This window comes from Mesorhizobium sp. G2-6-1, from assembly GCF_055809095.1.
In genome coordinates this window covers 153,712-180,148 of record NZ_CM147896.1, presented here as the reverse complement: position 1 = coordinate 180,148, position 26,437 = coordinate 153,712, and the positions used below count along the sequence as shown (strand labels likewise).

Here is a 26,437-nt window from a genome sequence, read left to right as displayed (position 1 = left end):
GACGATGTTTGAGCCGCGATGGAAGCCAATCCCGGCTTTGATCGAACGATTTCAGGCCGCCAAAGCCGCGCGTGTCTTCGTAATCATCAGTGCCGCCTGGGCCGCCTCGCGCCCTTTCTCAACGAAATGATCTTGATAAATGCGCCGGTGGTGTTCGGTTTCCTGATATTGATGCGGGGTAAGCGAAACCGAAAGAACCGGGATACCGGTGTCGAGACCAACGCGCATCAGGCCATCGACCACCGCTTGTGCAACGAAATCATGCCGGTAGATGCCGCCGTCGACGACGAACGCCGCCGCTACAATAGCGGCATAATTGCCCGTAGCGGCCAGTTTTTGGGCGACAAGCGGAAGCTCGAATGCGCCGGGAACGTCGAAAACGTCAACGGCGTCAGGGGGAATCAACTGCGTGAATCCTTCCACAGAACGGTCGACAATTTCCTTGTGCCAGTTTGCCTTCACGAATGCATAGCGGGTGTGTGTCATCGGTGATCTCCTTTCAGCAACAGACACGTCACCCAAGGCGATCACATCCCGGCTTCTCGCTTGCACCATGCAAGGTTGAGTCGGCATGTTCTCTTCCGTCCGGACTATGACCGTCGGCTCAGGTATCGCACCTGATCTGCTGACCCTTCCACGGGAAGGCGCTCGCGGGCTCGCGGCACATGCCGCATACCGCCGGTGGGGAATTTCGCCCCGCCCTGAGAACAGCTCCTAAGTGTCATGATTTTTTGGAGTTTTCAAGTCAGGTTCGCGGGACAAGGCGATGGCATTCGCGGACGGCGATGGCGATGGTCAGCCAGAGCTTCTTAGAGCAATTCCAGGAAAAGTGTGTAGCGGTTTTCCGTCCGGGATTGCGTAAAATAAATAGTTGGAGCGGTTTTACGGTTCTGTCAAAAACTGAACCGATCTAGTCCGCGCCTTCGTTCGGGTCGATTGCCGAGGCATCGGTAGCCAACACCTCGACTTCCTTGTTGTGTCCGGCCTCGACCGTAAAATCCTTCTGGTAGATGCGATCACGGTTCTTGGCGATCACCGTATAGTCGCCTTCGGATAACACCATTGGCGCAAAAGCACCGACACTTTCCTTGATGGGCTCGCCAGCTTCATTGAGTACCGACCATGCAGTATCGGCAATGGCTTCGCCTCCCGCATCTCGCACGAGCTTGAGCGTCAATTCGGCAGCGTGATGCTCGACGGTTGCTTCAGTAAGTTTGCCTGCCTCGACACGAATGTCGGAGCGGATAACAGCGTTGACCGCGCCATAGGTCGAGACGATGTGATAGATGCCCGCCTTGAGCCGCACCACAGTGCCGGGGCGAACATTCGGGATGATCAGGGCGCGGTTTCCGTCAGGTTCCAGTGCGACCTTCATAGATCGAAAACCGCAGCTTCTTGGGCGTGATACGCACGCCGCCGGAAGAAACTGCATCGAGTTCAAGGCCACCTGCGTCGAGAACGAAACTCTCCCGTTTGGTGTCTCTGCCAACCGTTATGCGCTTGGTGGCACCGGCGCGCCCATAGGACGCGTGCACCAGATAGCTGCCGGGATCGAGTTCAAACGCCGATGTGCCGCCGCGCGCCGAAGCGACCATCTGTAATTTTCCGTCTGATCCCGGTTCAGGCCGAAAATCCGCCACACGATCCCACGCGAAATATCAGCTCCCTTGTCCGTCAGTTGAGCGCTCAAGGTGATTTTGCCACCGCTACCCTGTGCAAGTGGCTGATCTGTTCGCGGCGCTGCATAGCTGGACATGCCGGGCAGTTTGAGGGCGTCCAGAGCGTCGGAATTCTGCGCGCCGGCCAGCGAAACCGCCATTGCCAAAAAAGCCGCGCCGAGAAAGCCTGAAAAAAATAGTCGAACCACAACTGACATGACTTGCTTTGAAGCCCAAGGCGGTGGCAATTTCAAGGCCCAAGAGTGTTTGTCATGTCTGGACAAGCATTCGGATGTATGGCGAAAACGCCTGATTGCCAAAGCTGTACGATCTCACGAGCGCGCTTCAGCTCAAAATCAAGCAAATATAACTCGTGGAAAGGGCAATAATGACGTCGCCGATAATTGAATTCATGCTGGCAAGGCAATCCACCCAGATTACCGAAATGCACGAACCAGCGCCAAGCGACCAGGAAATTGCAACGATGATCGCCGTTGCATCGCGCGTTCCCGACCATGGCCGGCTGGCACCGTGGCGTTTCATTGTCTATCGCGGCGAATCACGTATCGAAATTGGCAAGCAATTGGCGAAATTGGCCGAGGGACGCGACGGGCCATTGCCTGAGGGGCGACGCAATCAGGAATTGACGCGGTTTTCGCGTGCTCCTTTGGTTATTGGCGTCGTTTCAACCCCGAAAGATCATCCCAAAATCCCGCAATGGGAGATGTTTTTGTCGGGTGCAATGGCGGCGATGAATTTGATGATCGCAGCAAATGCTCTGGGCTACGGAACCAACATGATTACAAACTGGTATTCGGACGTGCCAGAGGGCAGGGCAATACTGGGCCTTTCGCCGCAAGAACAAGTCATTGGTTTCATTCACATGGGTACCAGCGAACAAGCAGGCCCTGATCGGCCTCGTCCCGACCCGGCCAGTCTTCATGCCGATTATTCGGGGCCGTTTGCGCGTTAAGTGCCGGTAGCCTGTCAAGGCGGCGCGATTCAATCGTGCGTGGCCGAGGCGCCGGCTTTAACGCGCGCCAGAAGCCGTTCGGCAAGCTTGAGGTGCGGACGATCATACATTTTGCCGCCAATGCTGACGACACCAGGATTGCCAGCTTGGTTGAAGGCGGCAATAACCGATTTTGAAAACTCTACCGCTTCTGGCGATGGTGTGAATGCGGCGTTGATGAGGGGCACCTGGTCGGGATGTATCGCCATCTTGCCGGTAAAGCCGTCTCGCTCGGCCTGTGCGCATTCGGCCGCGAATGCGTCCATATTGCGAAAATCGGGAAAGACCGTGTCGATGGCTGCGACATCGGCGTTCGCGGCGGCAAGTATGGTCAGGGCGCGCGCCAGCCGGAAAACGTCGGTGTAATTGCCATTGGTGGTGCGTGTGGTTCGTGCGCCAATGGCCGCCGACAAATCTTCCGCACCCCAGGTCAATCCCGAAAGGCGCGCGCTGGCCCCCGAATAGGTGGATGCAGACAGAACGCCCGCGGCAGTTTCGGTGATGATGGGCAGGATTTTGATTGCGCCGTCCGCGAGGCCATGCTCGGCTTCATGTACCCTGAGCTTTGCTGAAAGCTGCTGAATATCGCGTCCGCTATTTGATTTTGGCAGCATGATACCGTCAGGCTTTGCCGGAACCAGCATGGCCAGATCATCATCTACCAGACCACTGGAAAGGTCGTTGACGCGCACATAAAGAGCGCATGCGATGGTGTCGCGCCGGTCTTTGATATATTCCGCCGAGATAGACCGAGCGGAGGCTTTGTTTTCGGTTGAGACCGAATCCTCAAGATCGACGATGACGACGTCAGCGTCCGACGAAAAGCCTTTTTCGAGCTTCTTTTCCGAATCTGCGGGTACGAACAGTAGCGAGCGCATCGCGTCAGGTCGGCTTTTTGAGCATCATGGCGTGGCGCGTACATTTTGCGACAAGTGCATCATCTTGATTGTAGGCGCGGTGCTCGAATTCGACGATGCCGCGATCAGGCTTGGATTTCGAACTGCGTGTTGAAATGACGGTTGTTTCGACCCGGATGGTATCGCCATGAAATACCGGATGAGGAAATACAGTTTCCTTCATGCCGAGATTGGCAATCGTCGTACCAATGGTAATGTCGTTGACCGAAATTCCGATCATCAGGCCAAGTGTGAACAGCGAGTTGACCAGAGGCTTGCCCCATTCGGTCCTTGCGGCAAAGTCGAAGTCGATATGAAGCGGCTGCGGGTTCAGCGTCATCACCGAAAAAAGCATATTGTCACTTTCTGTCACGGTCTTGCGCAACGGGTGCCGGAATACTTGCCCGACGCTCAATTCTTCGAGATAAAACCCTGCCACGATAAATTCTCCCTTGTCGTGTGATAGCCGCTGGGCACCATGCCTGCAAGGCACTCAAATGCCGGTGCTTCGGCGTTTCGGCCGACACGAATGCCCGCCGAAGCCCTAACAAACATGGTGAACGTTTTATTAATTGGTTGACGTCTAATGTCCTCGATACGGCAGAAGCCGACTGTTGCGGGGTGGACGAACAGACATGGTGGTTTCCCATTTTTTGAAATGGATTTATACGGCAAGAGTGACAGAGCGCGCGGCGGCTGCCAGCGCACTTGCCATGGCATATATCAATGCCAGTCTTCCCTTTGAGGACCGCTGCGCCGCTGAGGCCGCATTGACGCTGCTTCTCGATGACACATCGTCGAAAGTTCGCCAGGCGATGGCTGAAGCTCTGTCTGTTAGCCGGCACGCTCCGCTCCAGATCATTGCGGCGCTCGCCTCGGATCAGCCCGAAGTCGCCAATCTGGTGTTGGCGCGCTCACCACTGATAACTGATGCGGATTTGATCGAGCACGTTACCAATGGCCAAAAGGCAACACAGATACTGATTGCTTCGCGCCCCGCGGTGTCGATGGCGCTTTCCGCAGTTATTGCGGAAATTGGCGAACCAGACGCCTGCCTTGCTCTCTTGGAAAATACTAGTGCCGATATCGCCTCTCTCTCGTTCCGCCGGATGGCTGAACGCTATGGAGACGTCGCGGTCATACGCGAGGCGCTGATTGCCAATGAACGATTGCCTGCCGATTGCCGTCACATGCTGCTGGTCAAACTTGGTGAAGCCCTCAAGGGAGCGCCGCTTGTGCTGGCGCTGATGGGAGAAGCGCGGGCAGCGCGTCTCATGAGCGATGCTTGCATCAAGGCATCCGTGACTTTGATAGAGGGGACACAGGCTGACGAACACACCGCCCTGATCGAGCATTTGCGGGTGCGCGGCGATTTGACGACCGGTTTTCTTGTCCGCACCGTTGCACATGGCAAGGTAGATTTTTTGGGTCCGCGCTTGTCGTTTTGTCAAGACAGTCGGAGCAGCGCGTCAGGGCGCTTCTTGCGACCGGACATGATGTCGCTTTGCAGGCATTATTTCGCAGTGCTGGACTTGCGCTGGATACCCATGCGGTTCTCCTGCATGCCTTGAAAATCTGGCGCGATGTCGCAAACGGAAAGCGCGTTGCCGGTGTTCAGGAAGTCACCTGGCTGATGCTGAAAGAATTGGGTGGGCAAGGAGCGGAAGGGAAACTGGCCGCCCTGGTGAAGTCGATCCATCTCGATACACTGAGAGAAAATGCGCGCGAGCACGCTTTGGCTATTGCTGCGGCTTAAGGGCCGCTGAGCATCGGACCGAAAAATGTGTGCGCCAGATTCCGGGCGTCAAATATCCAGAGTATCGGATTCGGCAAACTCGGCACGTTCCTGAATGAAACGAAAACGCGCTTCCGGCTTTGTCCCCATCAGCGCGTCGATCGCACTCTTTGTCGCGTCTTCAGCGTCAATCACATCGATCCGAAGCAGCGTGCGCTTCTTCGGGTCCATCGTCGTTTCCTTGAGCTGGCTGGCCATCATTTCGCCAAGTCCCTTGAAGCGGCCGATTTCGATCTTGCCGCGCCCGGTGAACTCGTTTTTCAAAAGTTCGTCCTTGTGCGCATCATCGCGCGCATAGCCGATCTTGCCGCCCTGCCGGATCGAATAAAGAGGCGGAACCGCTAGAAAAAGATGCCCGCCACGCACCAGTTCTGGCATTTCCTGATAGAAGAAGGTGATAAGCAACGAGGCAATATGCGCGCCGTCGACATCGGCATCGGTCATGATGATGACCCGGTCGTAGCGCAAGTCCTGATCGCGATATTTCGAGCGCGTGCCGCAGCCCAAAGCTTGAATCAGGTCTGAAATCTGCTGATTGGCGCTAAGTTTGTCGTGACCTGCACTGGCAACGTTGAGGATTTTACCACGCAGCGGCAACACTGCCTGGCTCGCACGGTTGCGTGCCTGCTTGGCCGAGCCGCCCGCCGAATCGCCTTCGACGATGAAGATTTCAGCGCCCGCCGCAGCGTTTTGCGTGCAGTCGGCCAACTTTCCGGGCAGACGCAACTTGCGTACCGCACTTTTACGCGACACTTCCTTTTCCTGGCGTCGCCGGACACGCTCGTCGGCACGCGCGATCACCCAGTCGAGCAGTTTGGAGGCTTCCTGAGGATTGGACGCCAACCAATGGTCGAATGGGTCGCGGATGGCGCTTTCAACAATGCGTGTCGCCTCCATCGTCGCAAGCCGGTCCTTGGTCTGGCCAACGAACTCAGGCTCGCGGATGAACACCGACAACATGCCCGCTGCCGAGATCATTACGTCTTCCGAATTGATGATCGAGGCGCGTTTGTTGCCGACCAGTTCGGCATAAGCGCGCAGGCCACGCGTCAAGACATTGCGAAAACCCGCTTCATGCGTGCCGCCTTCGCCAGTGGGAATTGTGTTGCAGTATGAATGGATGAAGCCGTCGCCGCCGAACCATGTGACGGCCCATTCGAGCGAACCATGACCGCCGGTCTTATCGCTTTTCCCGCAGAATATTTCCCGCGTTACCTGGAAGTCGCTGCCAAGCGATGCCCCCAGATAGTCCTTGAGACCACCAGGATAGTGGAATTCCGCTTTCGCGGGCGTGCTGTCTTTTTCCTTGATCAGCGCGGGGTCGCAACTCCAGCGTATCTGCACACCGCCGAACAGATAGGCTTTTGAGCGCGCCATTTTATACAGCCGCGCCGGTTCAAAGGCAGCGCCCTTGCCGAAAATTTGCTCGTCGGGATGGAAACGGATCTTTGTTCCGCGCCGGTTGTGAACTTCGCCAAGCCGTTCGAGCTCACCGACGGGAACGCCGCGCGAAAACCGTTGCCGATAGAGTTGGCGGCCACGCGCCACCTCGACTTCCAGATGGTCGGACAAGGCGTTGACGACTGAAACGCCGACGCCATGCAAACCGCCGGACGTTTCATAGACCTTGCTGTCGAATTTTCCGCCTGAATGCAGCGTCGTCATGATGACTTCGACAGCCGGCTTCTTGAATTTCGGATGCGGATCGACAGGGATGCCGCGTCCGTTGTCAGTTACCGATAAAAATCCGTCGGCTGACAACTCGACTTCGATAAAGGTAGCGTGCCCGGCAACCGCTTCATCCATCGAATTGTCGATGACCTCGGCAAAGAGATGATGAAGGGCTTTTTCATCCGTGCCGCCAATATACATGCCCGGACGGCGACGAACCGGCTCCAGCCCTTCCAGAACCTCGATATCGGCAGCACTGTAGCTGGCGATATTGTCTTGAGGCGGCGGTGTGCGTTTGGCAGCTTGAACCAGTGGATCGCTGGGACGTGACGGCGCACGCACGGGCTGCGCGGGTTTGTCCAAAGTGCCGAAAAGATCGTTGCTGTCGTCCATGCCTGACTGGAATCCGGTGCTGCGAATCAGGCCCAATACTGCCACGCTTTTTGCGAGCGCGCACCGAGGTTCCCGTTCCGTTCGTGAATTGGCGTCCTTCTACCTGAAAATCGACCGACAACCAAGCCGTGAGGAAACGAATACCCAACTTCGGGAATGTTAATTTGTCCTCGTGAGACAAGAAAAAGGCCGGTGTCGAGCACCGGCCCTTTTTCTATTCGGCGGCACCCAGATATTCTTCCATGGGTGGACACGAGCAGATCAAGTTGCGGTCGCCAGTGACATTGTCGATGCGCGAGACCGGCGGCCAGTATTTCGACGCGGTATCAGCATCGCCCGCGGGGTAGGCCGCCTCCATGCGCGTGTAGGGATGGCTCCAGTCTCCTGCCAGCGTTTCGCTGGCTGTGTGGGGCGCATTGACCAGTGGATTATCCTCGCGCGGCCATTTTCCCTTGGCAATTTTCGCCGCTTCGTTGGCGATGGCGATCATCGCCTCGCAGAAACGATCCACCTCCCGTTTGGGTTCCGACTCGGTCGGCTCGACCATGAGTGTACCCGCAACCGGGAACGACATCGTCGGTGCGTGGAAGCCATAGTCGATCAATCGTTTGGCGATGTCATCGACGCTGACTCCGGACGTATCCTTCAAGCTGCGGGTGTCGAGAATGCACTCATGCGCCACACGTCCGCTGCGGCCCCTATAAAGCACCGGGAAGTGACCTTCCAGCCGTGCAACCAGATAGTTCGCGGAAAGGATTGCAATTTCGGTGGCCTGCTTCAGGCCCGACGCACCCATCATGCGGATATACATCCATGTGATGGGCAGGATCGAGGCGCTGCCGAAGGGGGCTGCCGAGACAGCATGCGAAGAACCTTCGGTGACATGGCCGGGCAAGTAGGGCTTCAGATGTGCTTTCACGCCGATCGGGCCTATGCCGGGGCCGCCGCCGCCATGGGGTATGCAGAAGGTCTTGTGGAGGTTCATGTGGCAGACATCGGCACCGATGTCACCGGGGCGTGCAAGCCCGACAAGTGCGTTGAGATTGGCACCGTCGAAATAGACCTGCCCGCCATGCTCATGCACAATGGCGCAGATGTCGCGCGCGCCTTCCTCGAACACGCCATGCGTCGAAGGGTAGGTAAACATCAGCGCGGCAAGATTGGCTTCATGGGCGGCAGCCTTGGCCTTCAAGTCGTCAATGTCGATATTGCCGTCATCGGTGCAACGCACCACAACCACATTCATGCCAGCCATCGCCGCACTTGCCGGATTGGTGCCATGCGCGGAGGAGGGGATGAGGCAGATGTTGCGATTGTCATCACCTCGGGAGTGATGGTAGCCGCGAATGGCCAGAAGTCCTGAATACTCACCCTGACTGCCTGCATTGGGTTGCAGGGTTACGGCGTCAAAGCCTGTAATTTCCGCCAGCCAATTGTCGAGTTGGTCGATCATGGCGCGGTAACCGGCAGAATGTGCCTTGGGTGCAAAGGGATGCAAATTGGCCACGTTCGGCCAACTGACCGGCATCATTTCCGCTGCGGCGTTCAGCTTCATGGTGCATGAGCCGAGTGGAATCATGGCGCGGTCAAGCGCCAGATCCTTGTCGGCCAGGCGGCGCAGGAAGCGCATCATGTCTGTTTCCGAGCGGTTCTCATGGAACACGGCTTGCGTCAGGAACGCCTTCGCACGCGACTTGCCGGGCATTGTGTTTGTCTTGGATGCACCGGCCTGCGCGCCAAATAGCGCAGCGATGGCTTCCACATCCGCATCGGTCGAAGTTTCATCGAAACTGATGCCGACATGATTGGCGTCGATCATACGCAGCAGTCGCCCATTTTTCTCGGCTTCGGCGGCGATGTCTTGCGCTTTGCCTTTGGCTTCAACGACAACGGTGTCGAAGCGGTGCGCGCCGGCAACTTTGATGCCGGCATCTTTCAATCCTTCGCAAAGGCCATTGGCGAGCGCGTGGATGCGCTGGGCAATTGCTTGCAGTCCTGCCGGGCCATGCCAGATCGCATAGGCTGCGGCCATGTTGGCAAGAAGCGCCTGTGCGGTGCAGATATTGGAGGTCGCCTTGTCGCGGCGGATATGCTGCTCGCGGGTTTGCAGGGCGAGACGGTATCCGGGCCGTCCCTTGCTGTCGACGGATTGGCCGACAAGCCGGCCGGGCATCAGGCGGGTGAGTTTATCAGATACCGCACAATAGGCGGCATGGGGTCCGCCGAAGCCCATGGGCACGCCAAAACGTTGCATCGAACCGACAGCGATATCGGCTCCGAGCGTCGCTGGCGCGTCGGTAATGGTGAGCGATAGCGGATCAGAGATGAAAACGACAATCGCGCCCTGCGCGCGCGCTTTTTTGATTGCTGCGGTGTGGTCGCCATAAACCCCGTTTGTGTCGGGCCATGAGACCAGCAGGGCGGCCGTATTGTCGTCGATAGTTTCTCCGTCGATCTCGAGATCAAGCGGTTCGGCGCGTGTATGCAATACATCCAGCGTTTGCGGATGCGGCACGCCTGCCAACGCTATCTTGGTGCGCTTGTCTCGGTGATGGCGAACGGCAATGCCGACGGCCTCGGCAACCGCTGTCGCCTCATCGAGCAGGGATGCGGAAGCGACGGGCAGGCCGGTCAGTTCCGTAACGAGCGTCTGGAAGTGGAACAGAAGTTCGAGCCTGCCCTGGCTGATTTCGGCTTGATACGGCGTATATGCCGTGTACCAGGCAGGGTTTTCGAAGAGATTGCGCTGGATGACCGGCGGCACATGGACACCATGATAGCCAGCGCCGATGAAACTCTTCAGAACGACGTTTTTCGCCATAATGGCCGATAGTTCGCCAAGGGCCTCGGCTTCGCTGGCGGGCGCTGGCAGGTCGAGGGGGCGCCCCAGACGGATCGATTTTGGAACAGCCTGACTGATCAGTGTCTCGATAGAGGGCACGCCTATGGTTGCCAGCATGGCACGGGTTTCATCAACGCCCGGGCCAATGTGGCGGGCCGCAAACGGATAAGGTGAAGTGGTCATCATATGCCTCGATCTTAACCTATATGGGATTGGTACGCGGCCTCGTCCATAAGGCCTTCCAACTGGCTTTCGTCAGCCAGCTTCATCTTCCAGAGCCAGCCATCGCCGGTGGCCGAGGAGTTGACGAGGGCCGGGTCACCGGTCAGTGCCGCGTTGGCATCCGAGACTTCACCATCGACGGGTGCATAAACGTCCGATGCGGCCTTGACCGATTCGACGACGACAGCGGTATCGCCCTTGGTCATGCTCTTGCCGACTTCGGGAATTTCGACAAAAACGATGTCGCCGAGTTGTTCCTGGGCATAATCGGTGATGCCGACCGTGGCGATGCCGCCTTCGACGCGCAGCCATTCGTGATCTTCGGTGAAATATGTCGTTGCCATGAGGACTTATCCTTTGCGGTAGTGATGAGGCGTGAAGGGAAGGGAATGGATCTCGACAGGTATTTTGGTGCCGCGAACATCAGCAAACAGCCGAGTGCCAGCGCTTGAAAGTGGTGCGCGAACGTAACCCATGGCGACTGGATGGCCGACAGAAGGGCCGAAACCGCCGGAGGTAACGGTGCCGGCTTCGTTGTCATCGGCATCGAACACTGTGATGCCCGCCCTTACGGGCTGGCGGCCTTCCGGCTTGAGTCCGACGCGCTTTCTAATGGCCCCATTTGCGATGAGTGTTCGCAAGTTCTCGGCACCGACAAATGTACCAGAAGCGCGAATATTCTTGGGGATTGCCCACATAAGCCCGGCGTCAACCGGATTGGTATCAGGTGTGATGTCTTGACCATGCAGGCACAGACCGGCTTCAAGGCGCAGGCTGTCGCGGGCGGCAAGGCCGATCCATTGCACACTTTCTTCGTCCAGTAATTTTGCTAATAATTCGCGCGCATCTTGTTCTGGCAGGCCGATCTCGAAACCGTCCTCGCCGGTGTAGCCGGAACGGGTCATGAACCAGTCCTTGCGGGGTTCACAACCGGTCATGAACAAGAGTGAGCCCGTTTCGATCCCGGCACGTGAAAGCACGGCCCAGGCATCCGGTCCCTGAATTGCCAGAAAAACACGGTCGAGGGGCGCAATCTTCACGTCGAAACCAGCAGCCAGCTCGCGTAGCTGGGCTTCGTCAGCCGCCGCATTGCCTGCGTTCGCGACGACCATGAACCGTTCTGGCTCCAGCCGCGTGACGATCAGATCATCGATAATCCCGGCTGCCTCGTTCAGCAGCAGCGTGTATTTGGATTGGGAAATCGCCAACGTGCCCGCATCGAGCGGGCAGGCGCGGTTAAGCAGTTCTGTGACACCGCTACCTGACAGTTCGAACAGCTTCATGTGAGAAATGTCGAACAAGCCCACATTTTGGCGCGTATGAAGATGCTCCTTCATAACGCCCGCCGGATAAGTCAGGGGCATCGACCAGCCGGCAAACGCACCAAATCGTGCTCCGGCTGCAATATGCAAATCTTCGAGGGGTAAGTGCCTTATTTCATCGCCCGTCATGTCTTCTCCAGAGTCGCACGTATACGGTCGCGTCTGGCGACCAGTCCGTGCCCCTCTGTCTGAAGCCTGAGAGACTCGCGCGACCGGAACTCTGTCGGTAGCGCTTACACCTTCGGCGCGGGGTTTGTTGCCCCGACTTTCCAGAGTGTCGTCCTGTCTACGGTTCTTTTTGCCTGAGAGATTTCGGGCTATTTCCCCTTCGGCGCCAGCTTTCGCTGAACTCTCCCGCAAACAGTTGAGGTCAAATCAACCTCCGACATCTGAATCCATAGCCCAGCTGCGACGACTTGTCATCAGCTTGCGACAAGCAATCGGCGGTTAAAGTCGCTCGCAAACGGAAAATTGTGAATAACATTCGAAAAACCATCACAATTTTGGCAAAATCAGCGGTTTGCGTGTTGTTCACATTTTCGTGAACTCACAAACCGAAATTCTGACCTCAAACAGCAAGAACGCCGTGAATCCATCGGGATGCACGGCGTTCTGTTGGTATTGGTTATTCAGCTATCTCGACTGCGCAAGAGAAATGCAGCGGTCAGATTGCCGGTTCGCTCGTGCGTCGGCCGAGATCACTTTCGATTCGGCCCAATAGTTGGCCGGTCTCGATATGCAGAAGTTTCAGCTTGGCAAATTGCTCATCAACGAGCGCCTCGGAAGCGGTCTCGTCGGCTTCATCGCCAGCATCGAGTGGCCCCATGCCGACTCCATGGATGAGCCATGCCAAGCTAACACCCAGTAACCCTGAAAGAGTTGTCAAACGATGGGAGCCTGGTTGGGAGCGATCTGTTTCCCAGGCTTTTATCGTCGAGACCTTGACGCCAAGGCGCCAGGCTAAGTCTTTTGTTGAAAGTCCGCTCGCATCGCGAGCTCGTGAAAAGCGTCCGCCGAAAGTATCTTGATCTGGCCTTTGCTCAAAAATATTCGTGGTGTCGGGCACCCGATACACCTCCTGACTTCGTTAATCGGAATCATAACGCCATAGACGGCGAGACCTGACCAACATGGGCGAAAGTGCAGAGAATCACAAGGTTACAATCCTGCTTTTGAGACAAGCGGCTGATATAACAAGGATTAAATTGGTAGAGTTGCGCCTTTCCGCAGACGAAACGCACAGCAGATCGTCAAATGCCGCCATACCAATCATAACCATTATCTTCCCAATATCCGCCACGACCACCACCGAAATTTGCAAAGCCGTCTACCAATTCAATCTTGCCGATGTATTTCGGCATTTTGTACCCGAGTTGGCGCTCGACACGCACCCGCAACGGCGCGCCGTTTTCGACAGGCAACGGCTTGTCGTTAAGGCCGTAAGCAAGAATGGTTTGCGGGTGCCGGGCGTCGATCAGGTCGACCGACTCATAGTATTTTATGTCGCCGGAAAGACTGCGGTCGATCGTATCGAGGCAATGGAACATGACGTAGCGCGCTTCCGGTTTGACGCGAGCCTGGTCGAGCACCAGTGACAGGGGCGTGCCCGTCCACTTGGCGATGCAACTCCAACCCTCGACGCAATCGTGGCGGGTGATTTGTGTTCGACTGGGCATGGCCATCAGTTGACCGCGCGACAGCGATAGAGGCTGTTCGACAAGGCCGGTAACTTCAAGGCGCCAGTCGGTGAAGTCGCTGGCAAGCAATCCTTTATAGACATCGTCGTCGGGAGCGGTAACGCCATTTGGCCGCATCGGCTGGCGGATATCGGCTTGTGTAAATTCTGGCGCCAGTGAGTCGCGCCCGGCCAGCAAGCGTTGCGCCCGGTGGGTCAGGTCATTGGCCCCTTCAAGGAAGTTGCGTAACCCGTCACCGACGCCAAGGCCGCTGTCGAAAGCCTCGCACCCTGAAAGGATGGAGCCTGAAATGCCAAGACTGGCGGCGGTGAGGAATTTGCGGCGGCTTATCTGGAATTTGGCCATATCACGCATTCCTCTCTTCTGTATCGGTTTCGGGTGTGGGGGGATCGATACGATACCAGCCGGTGATGATCGAACGCATTTCATTGATCGGCCCGGCGGCAACAATCATCAACATGTGGATGATGAAAAAGCCAACCAGAAGCACCATGACGATGAAGTGGATCGTGCGCGCTGTCTGGCGCCCGCCAAGCAGGTCGTTCAGGAACGGCAAAACCGCATTCATACTAGGCGACATGGCAAAACCCGTGATGATCATCAGGGGTAAAAGCACGAACAGGACACCGCCATAGGAGAGCTTCTGCAACGTATTGTAACGGCGGGCATGATGAAACTTCAGTCTGGCGTGATCGGCGATGTCGCGCGGCAGCTTTCGTATGTCATCAATGCGCGGTGCGAGATCGCGGCGCAGATGACCGTTGACCAGGCTGGCAACCAGCCATGTAAGCAACGTGATGCCCAGCACCCAGGCAAAAAAGAAGTGAACGACGCGCGCGGTGCCGAGATCGTAATAGGACGGTATGGTCGCCCATGATGGAAACGCGCGGGCACGCTCGCGCCCCTCTGGACCCGACCAGCCAAGAACGCCGGTTGTGTCGAAACGCTTGCCGAATATCTCGGTATATCCGCGCGGACCATTGGCTGTGTTTTCAGCACCGATCGCCAAAATGGTGTTTTCGAACTGGAAACCCGATTGCTTGCCTATGTAAAGTTGAGGACGGGCGTTGAATATCTGAAGGCCGCTGAGCAGCATGAAGAACAGGGTAATCGCCCACAGCCAATGCGTCAGGCGCGTCCAACTCGACTGTTTGTAGACGAGAGGCCCGGCTGTGGGAGCGGTGGCACTTGGTGTATCCACTTGCCCGGTCACGGCTCTATCCATCGTTCCTGTCCCTGTGGTTATGCATCGTATCACGTTAGGCCAATTTCGCCCTTAATCCAGATACGTGGCCAGACGGTCTGATGTTTCGCTCGTTCACGAATTGTTGTGAATGGAGAGGCGGTGCGCAAGAGTTTTCAACCACCGGGCAGGCCAGAGCTGCAAACGGAATATGGCGAAGCGCTGGTCTCCTGGATTTATCCTGATATCAGGCCAGATCGCTGACCCGCTCAGCCCGGCGGGGTGGATTTAAGGGCGCGTCGCAAGATGCGGTCGAGTTCCGAGAGGAAACGTGAGCGGTCCTGCGGCGCAAAACCGGCATTGTAACCCTTGCTTTCACCTGTTTCGCGAAGATGCTGCTTGAGATCGCGCATGGCAACGGCCATGCCTATCGATCTGGGCGTAAAGGGGCGTCCGGTCGGGCCGAGCACATGGCAGCCAAGGGCAACCGTACGTGCCGCAAGCGGGATGTCGGCTGTGACAACAATATCGTTGGCGTTGGCGTTTTCGACGATCCAGTCATCGGCTGCATCGGCGCTCTTGGGTACGACGACGTTGCGGATCATTGGGTCGCGCGATGGCCGCAGGCCACCATTCGAGACGAAGGTGACGACAACGCTATGCCGTTCCGCCACCTTTATGACTTCTGCTTTTACTGGACAGGCATCGGCGTCAACGAGGATTGATGGTGAGGACATTGCTATCGTGCAAGAGGCGCGCAGTGAACGCGCGCTCTCTTATCCATGTGAGAAGACGCCGAGGTCGGCTTTAGCGCCGCTGTCAATAAATAACCACGCTTCTGATGCTTTCCCCGGCATGCATCAGGTCGAAGCCCTTGTTGATGTCTTCGAGCCTGAGGGTATGGGTAATCATCGGGTCGATCTGGATTTTGCCATCCATGTACCAATCGACGATCTTGGGCACGTCGGTGCGTCCACGCGCGCCGCCAAACGCCGTGCCCATCCAGTTACGTCCGGTGACAAGCTGGAACGGACGTGTCGAGATTTCCTGCCCGGCTCCCGCCACACCGATAACAACGGACTTGCCCCAGCCGCGATGCGACGCTTCAAGCGCCTGCCGCATGACCGTGGTGTTGCCGGTGCAATCGAATGTATAGTCGGCCCCGCCGATCTGGTCGGCCCCACGCTTGGTCATATTGACCAGATGCGCGACAACATCGCCGTCGATCTCCTTCGGATTGACGAAATGCGTCATGCCGAACTTCTCGCCCCAGGCCTTCTTGTCGTTGTTGAGATCAACGCCGATGATCATGTCGGCCCCGGCAAGCTTGAGGCCCTGAATGACATTGAGCCCGATGCCGCCAAGCCCGAACACGGCTGCCGTTGCGCCGATCTCTACCTTGGCGGTGTTGATGACAGCGCCAATGCCGGTGGTGACCCCGCAGCCAATGTAGCAAATCTTGTCGAACGGTGCGTCCGGGTTGACCTTGGCAACCGCGATCTCGGGCAGCACGGTAAAGTTGGAAAAGGTCGAGCAGCCCATATAATGGAAGATCTTGTCCTTGCCGATGGAGAAGCGCGAGGAGCCGTCCGGCATCAGGCCCTGGCCTTGCGTGGCGCGGATGGCCGTGCACAGATTGGTTTTGCGCGACAGGCATGACGGACACTCGCGGCATTCCGGCGTGTAGAGCGGGATGACGTGGTCGCCCTTCTTCACCGAGGTGACGCCCTTGCCAACATCGACGACAATACCAGCGCCCTCATGGCCAAGGATCGCGGGGAAAATGCCTTCGGGGTCGGCCCCCGACAAGGTGAATTCGTCCGTGTGGCAGATCCCCGTCGCCTTGATCTCGACAAGAACCTCGCCCTCGCGTGGACCTTCGAGATCGACCTCCATGATCTCAAGCGGCTTTCCGGCTCCTACTGCTACCGCGGCACGGGTTTTCATAAAGCGTATCCTCCAAGGCAAATCATCTGAACAACGGGACTGGCAGAAAGGCTACCAGCCTGCAAGCCTCCCGAATAGCCGGATTTTCCCTTTGCAAGAAGGCATCTACCGCGACGACGGCCAATATAAACCTTTGTCGGCTTGAGCGGACGTCACGAAGTCCATAAAAGAAACCCGTGAGCGAGGGAAAGAAACCACTAATGTTCAAGAAAATTCTGATCGCCAACCGTGGTGAAATCGCCTGTCGCGTTATCAAGACAGCCAAGCGGATGGGGATCGCGACCGTTGCGGTCTATTCCGACGCCGATCGCAATGCGATGCACGTAGAAATGGCTGATGAAGCCGTTCACATCGGACCATCTGTCGCAGCGCAAAGCTACCTTGTGCCAGAAAAACTCATCGCCGCCTGTAAGGAAACAGGGGCCGAAGCTGTCCATCCCGGCTATGGATTTCTTTCCGAGCGCGCATCGTTTTGCTCCGCACTGGAAAAGGAAGGCATCGTTTTCATCGGGCCGAAGCCGCGCGCCATCGAGGCGATGGGCGACAAGATCGAATCGAAGAAATTTGCCAATGCTGCCAAGGTCAGCACGGTACCAGGTTTCCTCGGGGTCATCGAAGATGCCGACCACGCCGAAAAGATAGCCGGTGAGATTGGCTATCCGGTGATGATCAAGGCATCTGCGGGCGGCGGCGGAAAGGGCATGCGCATCGCATGGTCACAGGTTGAAGTCCGTGATGGGTTTGACCGGGCGCGTTCCGAAGCGAAGAGTTCGTTCGGCGACGACCGCGTTTTCATTGAAAAATTCGTTGTCGATCCGCGCCATATCGAAATCCAGTTGATCGCAGACGCGCACGGCAATGCGCTTTACCTCGGGGAGCGCGAGTGTTCGATCCAGCGCCGCAACCAGAAGGTTGCCGAAGAAGCGCCGTCGCCATTTCTGGACGAGGCGACGCGAAAAGCCATGGGCGAACAGTCGGTGGCATTGGCAAAGGCGGTTGACTATCAAAGCGCCGGCACGGTTGAGTTCATCGTCGACCGTGACAAGAATTTCTATTTCCTCGAAATGAATACGCGTTTGCAGGTCGAGCATCCGGTTACCGAACTCATTACCGGGGTCGATCTTGTCGAGCAGATGATCCGGGTGGCCGCAGGCGAAAAGCTCGCAATGAAGCAGAGCGATGTGAAATTAACCGGCTGGGCGATTGAAAGCAGGCTCTATGCGGAAGATCCCTATCGCAATTTCCTGCCCTCGATCGGCCGTCTGACGCGCTATCAGCCACCACAAGAGGGCCGTTTCGGCGATATTGTCATTCGCAATGATACCGGTGTTAGCGAAGGCTCGGAAATTTCCATGTTCTACGATCCGATGCTCGCCAAGCTTTGCACTTGGGCACCGTCGCGGCTGGAAGCCATCGACGCCATGTCGGAAGCGCTCGATAATTTCGTCGTTGACGGAATTGAACACAATATCCCGTTTCTGTCGGCCTTGATGCAACACCCGCGTTGGCGTCAAGGCGAGCTTTCGACAGGCTTCATTGCTGAGGAATACCCCGACGGTTTCACTCCGGTCATTCCGACCGATGATGAAAAGGCGGTACTTGCCTCGATTGCTGTAGTGGTCGAACTGCTACGGCGCGACCGGCTTGACCGGCTTGGCGGGCGGCTGGCACCCCATAGTGGCGTGCTTAAAACCGATTGGGAAATCAAGATTGGCAAGGAATATCTCTTGGCGTCCATTCGCGAGGGGATGATTTCCATTCCGATGGAAGTCGATATTTCGATCAACGGCAACGAGCCGAAGACAATCGAATCCGGCTGGCGTCCAGGCGAACCGGTCTGGCGAGGCACAGTTGGCGGGCAAAAAATTGCCGCGCAATTGCGGGTGATACCCAATGGTATGCGCATTGCATGGAAAGGCATGTCCGTGACGGCGCAAGCCATGCTGCCACGCGTGGCCGAGCTTGAAAAACTGATGCCGGAAAAAGTGCCGCCGGATACCTCGAAACTGCTTTTGTGCCCGATGCCGGGCCTCGTCGTGTCGATCTCGGTCACACAAGGGCAGGAGGTCAAGGCTGGCGAGACCCTGGCCGTGGTCGAGGCCATGAAGATGGAGAATGTCTTGCGTGCGGACCGCGACCTTACCGTGACCAAGCTTTGCGCAAAACAGGGGGACAGCCTTGCGGTGGACGCGGTCATCATGGAGTTCGGTTGAGTGTGTGATTGCACGATGATCTGACACAACCGGGCCAGTAAATAGCCTTACGTATTCTCGACTATGCGCCATTTGTGACTCGACCCGGCAAGCAGGTTCCGGGACAATGACCAGCGATTCACTTGGAATCCCGAATCGCTTTGAAGAATGCGAGCTTATGACTGACGATAGACCCCCACGTGATCCCCTGAAGCGCGCTGCAATGGATAATGCGGCGCGGTCAGCCGTGCCGTCGCGCAGGTTCATCCATCTGCGCGTGCATTCTGCCTATTCGCTGCTTGAAGGTGCCCTGCAACTGGGCAAGGTGGTCGGTCACGCGATCAAGGATGAGGCCCCGGCTATCGCGGTGACCGACACCAATAATTTATTTGGTGCGCTGGAATTTGCCCAAAAAGCGGTGAAGGACGGCGTTCAACCGATCATTGGCTGCCAGATTGATGTGGCTTTCTCCGGTGAGACCAGTGACGGTCAGCTCGACCGCCGCAAGCAGGGGCCGGAAACGCCGGCGCTCGTGCTGATTGCCGCCAATGAAACCGGCTATCGCAACCTCGTTCGACTGGTAAGTAGTATTTACCTTGAAACGCCTCCGGGTGGCTCCCTCCACCTGACAACCGATATGATTGCAGAGCGGTGCGACGGGTTGATCTGCCTGACTGGTGGTCCGCTCGGCCCGATTGGTCGCGCGCTCAAGGCGGACAAGCGCGATCTGGCAGAAGCGCGCCTAGTCCGGTTAAAATCACTGTTCGGTGACAGACTGTATGTCGAACTCGAACGCCTCTCGGGTTACAATCGCAGGATTGAACGCGATTTGATCGCTTTGGCCTATCGGCACGAATTACCATTGGTTGCCACCAACGAAGCCTTTTTCTCTTCGCGCGAGGACTACGAGGCACATGATGCGCTGATTGCCATTGCCGAAGGCTCGGTCGTGGCCGCCGACAACAGGCGGCGCTTGTCGCCGGACAATTTTCTCAAAAGCCAGGCGGATATGGCGGTTTTGTTTGCCGATTTGCCGGAGGCTATCGACAACACTGTAGAAATAGCCCGCCGCTGTTCGTTTTACCCGAAGACGCACAAGCCAATCCTGCCGCGCTTTACTGGCGGCGATGTTGCCGATGCGGATGCCGCGGTGAAGGCTGAAGCGAATGAGCTGAGACGCCAGGCCGTTGAAGGGCTTGAAATACGCTTGGCAATACACGGAACCTCCGCAGGCCACACGAAAGAGGTATATAGCGAGCGACTGGAGTTTGAACTCGGCATCATCGAGCGAATGAAATTTCCGGGTTACTTCCTGATCGTGGCGGACTTTATCAAATGGGCGAAAACACAGGATATTCCAGTCGGTCCGGGTCGTGGCTCGGGTGCCGGCTCGCTGGTTGCCTATGCCTTGACCATCACCGACATTGATCCGCTGCGTTTTTCACTGTTGTTCGAGCGCTTCCTCAATCCTGATCGCGTCTCGATGCCGGATTTTGATATCGATTTTTGCCAGGACCGTCGCGAGGAGGTGATCCGCTACGTTCAGGACAAATATGGCCGCGATCAGGTCGGCCAGATCATCACCTTCGGAACGCTGCAGGCAAGAGCCGTCCTGCGCGACGTTGGACGTGTCTTGCAAATGCCATACGGCCAGGTCGATCGGCTGTGCAAGATGGTGCCGCAAAACCCGGCCAATCCCGTGAAGCTGGCCGAGGCAATTGCCAATGAGCCGCGCTTTGCGGAGGAGGCTGAAAGAGAACCTATCGTTCAGACATTGCTCGATATGGCGCAGAAACTGGAAGGGCTTTACCGCCACGCATCGACCCATGCCGCAGGCATTGTCATCGGTGATCGGCCCTTGTCTGAACTGGTTCCAATGTACCGCGATCCGCGTTCGGATATGCCGGTCACCCAGTTCAACATGAAATATGTCGAACAGGCGGGGTTGGTGAAATTCGACTTTCTTGGCTTGAAAACCCTGACCGTTCTCAACACGGCGGTGAAGCTGATCCAGCGGCGCGGGATCGAGATCGATCTGGCCCATATCCCGCTGGATGACGAGAAGACCTACGCAATGCTGTCGCGTGGCGAGGTCGTTGGTGTGTTTCAGGTGGAAAGTGCCGGCATGCGCAAGGCGCTGATTGGCATGAAACCGGACTGTATCGAGGATATCATTGCGCTAGTGGCGCTCTATCGGCCCGGCCCGATGGAGAATATCCCGACCTACAACGCCAGAAAACATGGCGAGGAAGAAACAGCTTCGATTCATCCAAAAATCGACAATCTGGTGAAGGAGACGCAGGGCGTCATCGTTTATCAGGAACAGGTGATGCAGATCGCCCAGGAACTTGCCGGCTATTCGCTGGGTGAGGCTGATCTGTTGCGCCGTGCAATGGGTAAGAAGATCCGCGCCGAGATGGACAAGCAGCGCGAGCGCTTTGTCACAGGTGCCGTAGAGCGCGGCGTGGACAAACCGCAGGCCAACTTCATCTTCGATCTTCTGGCCAAATTCGCCGACTACGGTTTCAACAAATCGCATGCGGCCGCCTACGCGGTTGTCTCTTATCAAACGGCTTATCTGAAGGCGCACTATCCGGTTGAGTTTCTGGCCGCGTCGATGACGCTCGACATGGGCAATACAGACAAGCTTGCCGATTTTCGCCAGGATGCGTTGCGCCTCGGTATCGACGTGGTGGCACCGTCGGTACTGACTGGCTTCCGTGATTTCGAGGTTGGAGAAAATCGTATCTTTTATTCGCTGGCCGCTCTCAAGGGTGTTGGTGACGCGGCGGTGGAACACATTGTCGAGAAGCGCAAGGAAGGCCAGTTCAAAACCCTCGCTGATTTTTGCGAGCGCGTCGATCCAAAGGTCGTTGGAAAACGTGTCTTTGAAAGCCTGATTACGGCAGGCGCACTGGATTGCTTTGGTCATGATCGTGCGGCCTTGCTGGCCGGGGTCGAACGTATGATGGGGTTGGCGGCACTGGCCCAGCAAAATGCCAGTTCCGGTCAGACGGATATTTTCGGGGCTTCGCTCGGCGCCCAGTCTGAAGCGCTGCATTTGCCGGCGGTCGATGCGTGGCTTCCCGCAGACCGCTTGCATCGGGAGTTCCAGGTTGTCGGCTTTTATCTGTCCGCCCATCCACTCGACGAATACAAGACGGCGCTTGAGAAGATGCGGGTCCAGACGTGGAGTGAGTTTTCTGCCGCCGTGAAACGCGGAGCGACCGCCGGGCGGCTTGCCGGAACTGTTACCTCGAAGCAGGAGCGCAAGACACGCACCGGCAACAAGATGGGCGTCGTGAACTTCTCCGACACGACAGGACAATATGAAGCGGTGATGTTTTCCGAGACACTGGCGCAGTTTCGTGACCATCTGGAGGCCGGAAAATCGGTGGTCATTACAGTCGCGGCCGAAGATCGGCCAGAAGGTGTCAATTTGCGCATTCAGACGGTGCAGTCGCTGGAAGACGAAGCAAGCCGGATTCAAAAGGCTCTGCGCATATTCGTCCGTGATTCAAAGCCGCTGGGCACGATTGCCGGCCAACTTTCCGTCAAGGGTGAGGGGCAGGTCAGCTTCGTTCTGATAAAGGATGGTGGCGAAGGTGAAGTCGAGGTGGAACTACCCGACCGCTACCGCATTTCACCGCAAGTCGCATCGGCCATGCGTGCGGTGCCGGGGGTCGTGGAAGTGGAACTGGTTTAGAGCCTGGTGACTATCGGGAATTGGAGCGTGGTATGAAGGATTGTTGCATCGATATGCCCCGCCGTTTCATCGGAAAAGTCACTCGGGCCGTTGGATCGGCATGAGCGTCGAGGACAACGATCAAGAGCTTTCGGCCTTGGCCAAGGTGCGCGACAAGTTGCGTAAATTATATCATGGCAACAGCCCGGCCGCGTTCCGATTTCAGATTGTGGCGATCATTATTGATCTGGCCATCATAACCTTTTTCATACTCACGCCCGTTTTGCAGGAATCTCCAACCTTTCTCTGGCTGGATTATACGGTTGCGGCATTGGTTGCTGCAGACATCATAGCACGGATGCTCGCGTCCACAGATGTCTGGCGGCTGATCAAGAAACCGACATCATGGGTCGATGGCTTCATTCTTTTGACGCTTCTGTTTCCTGCGGCTTTTGCCAATCTGGCGTTTTTGCGCATCTTGCGTCTTTGGTCACTGTCACACGGCGGAGCCTTGTGGCGCCATCTGGAAATGAGAGAGTTCAGGCCCTGGCGCGACGCCAGCAATGCCGTTGTCAATCTCGTCACCTTCCTGTTCGTCATCACCGGCTTTGTCTACACATTCTTCTTCCGCAACGGGTCCGGGTTTGCCGGTTACGTGGACGCCATGTATGTGACAGTGGCGACGGTCACTACCACCGGTTTTGGCGACATCGTATTGCCGGGCGTGGCGGGCAAGCTGACGGCCATTGTCACGATGATCATCGGCATATCGCTGTTTGTAAGGTTGGCTCAGGCGATGTTCCGGCCCTACAAGGTTTTCTTCCCATGCCCGAAATGCGGCCTTCAGAGGCATGAACCGGATGCAGTTCACTGCAAGGCGTGCGGCAACCTGCTGAACATTCCAGATAGCGGGCGTTAAGAGCAATTACAGGAAAAGTGGCCTCCGGTTTTCCGTTCGCAATACTATCTATGATGCGGCTACTTCGACAGGTTTCAGGGGCCGCCGTCGTAGGTTCAGCAAATTTCCGAGAAGGATCAACGCACCGCCGGCAACAGTGAACAGGTCGATCTGTTCGCTATAAAGCATAAAGCCGACAAGGGTTGTCAGTGGAAGGCGCAGGAAATCCATTGGTGAAACGATCGTCGCGTCGGCAAAGACAAGCGCGCGAGCCAGACAGAAATGCGATGACATGCCGGTGAAAGCAATCATCACTATCCAAGGCCACAGCGCCAATGGCGGGTCGCGCCACTCATACAGCGCAGGCGCAAGACCGAGAATGGACTGAATGACGAGCATCCAGAAGATGATGCGTACAACGCTTTCAGTACGGGTCAGCGATTTGACCATGACCATTGAAATGGCAAAAGAGATTGCTGCACCCAGGACTATGACATGCCCCGGATCTACGGAACTGACGCCCGGTCGCACGATGATAATGACGCCGAGCATGCCGAACGAAATAGCGATCAACTTGCGAACGTTCAATCGTTCACCGAGAAATGCGACCGCAAGAAAAACTGTCCAGATTGGGCTGGTGAATTCAATTGAAACAAGTTGTGCCAAAGGGATGAGCGTGAGTCCGAAAAGCCATGCCGCCTGACCCGCATAATGAACGATATTGCGGCCAATGTGCTGAAGTGGCCTTGCCGTTCGCATCGCCGGAAAGCCGCCGCTTGCAAGCACCAGCGGCAAAAGAATAACGATGCCGATCAACGAGCGCAGTTCCATGACCTGAAAAACGTTGAGCAATTTGGTGGTTTCACGTCCGGCCACCGTCATCCCCAAAAACGAGGCGATCGACATGGCCATCCAGAACGCAGCCTTGGAAATTGATGGAGTCGAAGTCATGCCGGTTGTGTCGCAGACTGCGCCAATGGCTGCAATTGCTAATGGCAGAATTTAGCTGGGCCAGCTGCGTTGGCGCGGCCCAGTCGTCCACAGGATCAGTCGTCCAGCGGCTCAGGCGGATGCGCATTGCGCCCTTTGCCGAAGGTGTAACCCGTCTCGACAGCATGACGACCGAATTTGTCACGAAGCGAATCTATCGCGCCCTCGGCCAGCGCGCGCTTTCGGGAGAGGTCATCCACCAGATCGGGGGTCGGCTTTGCCGTCATCGGACAGGTCACTGACGCTGATGCCCAATAGGCGGTATTTTGTCCCGTCGATCTCTTTGCGTAAAAGATCGAGCCCTATCGAAAAGATGCGGTCGGCAAGCCGGGTTGGATCGCCGAGTTGACGGTTGCGGGTTCGTGTCTTGAAGTCTTTTGTTTTCAATTTCAGGACAACCGTTCTTCCCGCAATTCCAGCTTTTTTCAGCCGTGCTGAAACCTTTTCGGACAAGGCGCGCAGCACTGGAATCAGCTCTTGCGCGGTAGCGATATCCGCATCGAATGTGGTTTCGGCAGAAACGCTCTTCGATTCTCTGGTGGCAACAACCTGTCGTTCGTCTTCGCCGCGCGCCAGCCTGTAAAGCCGGTCTCCCATAACTCCGTAACGGCACATGAGGTCGCCGCGATCCATACGCTGCAACTGGCCGATCATACGAATGCCATCACGTTCCAGCGTTGCCGCGAAGGCCTTGCCGACACCCCAGATCATGGTCACCGGCTGTTCAGCCAAAAACCCGACCGCCTCAGCTTTGCCAATGATGGCTAGACCGCGCGGTTTTCGGAAATCCGAAGCCATTTTTGCCAGAAATTTGCAGTATGAAAGGCCGACCGAGACACTGATGCCGATTTCTTTTTCGACCGCCAGCGAAAAGCGCGCCAGCACCAGTGAAGGCGGCAGGCCGTGCAGGCGTTCCGTACCCGAAAGGTCGAGGAATGCCTCGTCGATGGAGACGGGTTCGACCAGCGGCGTCAACGCCTGCATCATGGCGCGCACTTCGCGCCCGACGCGGACGTATTTTTCCATATCCGGCTTGATGACAGTGGCTTGTGGGCAGGCCTCCAGCGCCTTGAACATCGGCATGGCCGAGCGCACCCCGTTGATGCGCGCAATATAGCAGGCGGTGGAAACCACACCGCGCTTGCCACCACCAATTATGACGGGCTTGTCCTTTAGTTCGGGATTGTCCCGCTTTTCGACCGCGGCGTAAAAGGCGTCACAATCGATATGCGCAAAATGCAGCCGGTAGAGTTCTTCATGCCTGGCCAAGCGCGGGCTGCCACAGCTTTGGCAGCGCCGCACGACACTGTTTTGAAGCGTCAGGCAGTCGCGGCAGAAACCGTGCTCTGGATCGTTGACAGTCATGCTCATCAGTGCGAACATAAAGAGAACATATAGCATGTTACGTCAGGATGCGGAAAGCAGCAAGGCTTTGGAGCGGAGAGGCTGATGAGCGTGACGATTGCACCGGTGACGGCGGCATTATGGCCGGATTTCGAGGCATTGTTCGGCAAGCAGGGGCTTGTTATGGGTGTTGGTGCACACATTTTCGGCTGTCACCTGCGGTGCGCCGCGAAAATGACCGTGAACGCAACAAGGACCACATAAAGGCGCGCATCGAGGCAGGTCCACCGCCCGGTCTGCTGGCCTTTGATGAAGAACAGGCTATAGGCTGGATGCAGATCGGTCCTCGGGCCGATATACCCGAATGGAACAATGCGGGCAGGGGGTCCGCACCGCTCGACCCGGATGATGCCGCAGCACCGGATGTCTGGGCTGTTTCATGTTTTTTCATTCGCAGCAAAGCGCGCGGCCAAGGTCTGACTCATCGATTTGTCGAGGAGGGAATTGTCCACGCGCGCGGCAACGGTGCTCGCTTGCTGGAAGCCTGCCCGGTGGATTTGGCAAAAAATTCACGCTCGATCGGGCTTTTCGTCGGTTCATCCAGCGTTTTCGAAAAGGCGGGTTTTCAAAGGATCGTGGAACGCAAGGCTGGCCGGCCGCTGATGCGCCTGACATTGTAAAAGATGGAAA

General features: G+C 56.8%; 17 protein-coding genes, 4 pseudogenes and 2 riboswitches. Of the genes and pseudogenes, 6 read left to right on the top strand and 15 right to left on the bottom strand.

Going from position 1 to position 26,437, the window contains the following annotated elements; translation table 11 throughout:
• Positions 1–51: 51 nt before the first annotated feature.
• On the bottom strand, positions 52–486 hold the full coding sequence (locus AC0L7S_RS00780) for a 6,7-dimethyl-8-ribityllumazine synthase (RefSeq protein ID WP_473472649.1): 435 nt from the start codon (positions 484–486) through the stop codon (positions 52–54).
• Between the two features lie 83 nt (positions 487–569).
• A riboswitch (FMN riboswitch) is annotated at positions 570–713 on the bottom strand.
• A gap of 197 nt (positions 714–910) precedes the next feature.
• A pseudogene (locus tag AC0L7S_RS00775) lies at positions 911–1,876 on the bottom strand (hypothetical protein).
• A 170-nt stretch (positions 1,877–2,046) separates the two neighbouring features.
• On the opposite strand from AC0L7S_RS00775, the gene AC0L7S_RS00770 reads away from it, so the two are divergent.
• A complete protein-coding gene (locus AC0L7S_RS00770; RefSeq protein WP_473472648.1) occupies positions 2,047–2,631 on the top strand; it encodes a nitroreductase family protein in 585 nt (194 codons plus the stop codon).
• Positions 2,632–2,660: 29 nt separating this feature from the next.
• Here AC0L7S_RS00770 and AC0L7S_RS00765 read toward each other — a convergent pair whose 3' ends face one another.
• Positions 2,661–3,548 carry an HpcH/HpaI aldolase/citrate lyase family protein gene (locus AC0L7S_RS00765; protein ID WP_473472647.1) on the bottom strand — a complete coding sequence of 296 codons (888 nt, stop codon included), beginning with the start codon at positions 3,546–3,548 and terminating at the stop codon, positions 2,661–2,663.
• Positions 3,549–3,552: 4 nt separating this feature from the next.
• The gene (locus AC0L7S_RS00760) at positions 3,553–4,005 is read right to left on the bottom strand and encodes a MaoC family dehydratase (protein WP_473472646.1); all 453 of its coding nucleotides are present in this window, start codon (positions 4,003–4,005) and stop codon (positions 3,553–3,555) included.
• Between the two features lie 196 nt (positions 4,006–4,201).
• On the opposite strand from AC0L7S_RS00760, the pseudogene AC0L7S_RS00755 reads away from it, so the two are divergent.
• Positions 4,202–5,322, top strand: a pseudogene (locus AC0L7S_RS00755) (DUF2336 domain-containing protein).
• Between the two features lie 48 nt (positions 5,323–5,370).
• On the opposite strand, the gene parE reads toward AC0L7S_RS00755, so the two are convergent.
• From parE to AC0L7S_RS00710, 9 genes are all read right to left on the bottom strand, one after another.
• Positions 5,371–7,425, bottom strand: coding sequence for a DNA topoisomerase IV subunit B (parE, locus tag AC0L7S_RS00750; protein ID WP_473472645.1), 2,055 nt, complete (start codon positions 7,423–7,425; stop codon positions 5,371–5,373).
• 214 nt (positions 7,426–7,639) lie between these two features.
• Positions 7,640–10,453 carry an aminomethyl-transferring glycine dehydrogenase gene (gene gcvP, locus AC0L7S_RS00745; RefSeq protein ID WP_473472644.1) on the bottom strand — a complete coding sequence of 938 codons (2,814 nt, stop codon included), beginning with the start codon at positions 10,451–10,453 and terminating at the stop codon, positions 7,640–7,642.
• Between the two features lie 11 nt (positions 10,454–10,464).
• The gene (gcvH, locus tag AC0L7S_RS00740) at positions 10,465–10,833 is read right to left on the bottom strand and encodes a glycine cleavage system protein GcvH (protein WP_473472643.1); all 369 of its coding nucleotides are present in this window, start codon (positions 10,831–10,833) and stop codon (positions 10,465–10,467) included.
• Between the two features lie 6 nt (positions 10,834–10,839).
• On the bottom strand, positions 10,840–11,940 hold the full coding sequence (gene gcvT, locus AC0L7S_RS00735) for a glycine cleavage system aminomethyltransferase GcvT (RefSeq protein WP_473472642.1): 1,101 nt from the start codon (positions 11,938–11,940) through the stop codon (positions 10,840–10,842).
• 150 nt (positions 11,941–12,090) lie between these two features.
• Positions 12,091–12,178, bottom strand: a riboswitch (glycine riboswitch).
• Positions 12,179–12,475: 297 nt separating this feature from the next.
• Positions 12,476–12,877, bottom strand: coding sequence for a helix-turn-helix domain-containing protein (locus tag AC0L7S_RS00730; protein WP_473472641.1), 402 nt, complete (start codon positions 12,875–12,877; stop codon positions 12,476–12,478).
• Between the two features lie 184 nt (positions 12,878–13,061).
• On the bottom strand, positions 13,062–13,853 hold the full coding sequence (locus AC0L7S_RS00725; protein WP_473474381.1) for a molybdopterin-binding protein: 792 nt from the start codon (positions 13,851–13,853) through the stop codon (positions 13,062–13,064).
• A 1-nt stretch (position 13,854) separates the two neighbouring features.
• The gene (locus AC0L7S_RS00720) at positions 13,855–14,709 is read right to left on the bottom strand and encodes a cytochrome b/b6 domain-containing protein (protein ID WP_473474380.1); all 855 of its coding nucleotides are present in this window, start codon (positions 14,707–14,709) and stop codon (positions 13,855–13,857) included.
• 251 nt (positions 14,710–14,960) lie between these two features.
• Positions 14,961–15,428, bottom strand: a complete 468-nt coding sequence (locus AC0L7S_RS00715; protein WP_473472640.1) for a YaiI/YqxD family protein — start codon at positions 15,426–15,428, stop codon at positions 14,961–14,963.
• 82 nt (positions 15,429–15,510) lie between these two features.
• Positions 15,511–16,638, bottom strand: coding sequence for an S-(hydroxymethyl)glutathione dehydrogenase/class III alcohol dehydrogenase (locus tag AC0L7S_RS00710; RefSeq protein ID WP_473472639.1), 1,128 nt, complete (start codon positions 16,636–16,638; stop codon positions 15,511–15,513).
• A 200-nt stretch (positions 16,639–16,838) separates the two neighbouring features.
• On the opposite strand from AC0L7S_RS00710, the gene AC0L7S_RS00705 reads away from it, so the two are divergent.
• The 3 genes from AC0L7S_RS00705 to AC0L7S_RS00695 all read left to right on the top strand — a co-directional run bounded on the left by AC0L7S_RS00705 (position 16,839) and on the right by AC0L7S_RS00695 (position 23,434).
• Positions 16,839–18,851: an acetyl-CoA carboxylase biotin carboxylase subunit gene (locus AC0L7S_RS00705; protein WP_473472638.1), complete on the top strand. Its 2,013-nt coding sequence runs from the start codon at positions 16,839–16,841 to the stop codon at positions 18,849–18,851.
• Between the two features lie 157 nt (positions 18,852–19,008).
• A complete protein-coding gene (gene dnaE / locus AC0L7S_RS00700) occupies positions 19,009–22,536 on the top strand; it encodes a DNA polymerase III subunit alpha (protein ID WP_473472637.1) in 3,528 nt (1,175 codons plus the stop codon).
• A 100-nt stretch (positions 22,537–22,636) separates the two neighbouring features.
• Positions 22,637–23,434, top strand: a complete 798-nt coding sequence (locus tag AC0L7S_RS00695) for an ion channel (RefSeq protein WP_473472636.1) — start codon at positions 22,637–22,639, stop codon at positions 23,432–23,434.
• Positions 23,435–23,482: 48 nt separating this feature from the next.
• On the opposite strand, the gene AC0L7S_RS00690 is transcribed toward AC0L7S_RS00695, so the two are convergent.
• Together AC0L7S_RS00690 and AC0L7S_RS00685 are read right to left on the bottom strand one after the other, a co-directional pair.
• Entirely contained in the window at positions 23,483–24,364 is an 882-nt protein-coding gene (locus tag AC0L7S_RS00690) for a DMT family transporter (protein ID WP_473472635.1), read from the bottom strand.
• 95 nt (positions 24,365–24,459) lie between these two features.
• Positions 24,460–25,786 (bottom strand): annotated as a pseudogene (locus AC0L7S_RS00685) (DNA polymerase IV).
• A gap of 66 nt (positions 25,787–25,852) precedes the next feature.
• Between AC0L7S_RS00685 and AC0L7S_RS00680 the strand changes: the two are divergent.
• Positions 25,853–26,427 (top strand): annotated as a pseudogene (locus tag AC0L7S_RS00680) (GNAT family N-acetyltransferase).
• Positions 26,428–26,437: the final 10 nt, after the last annotated feature.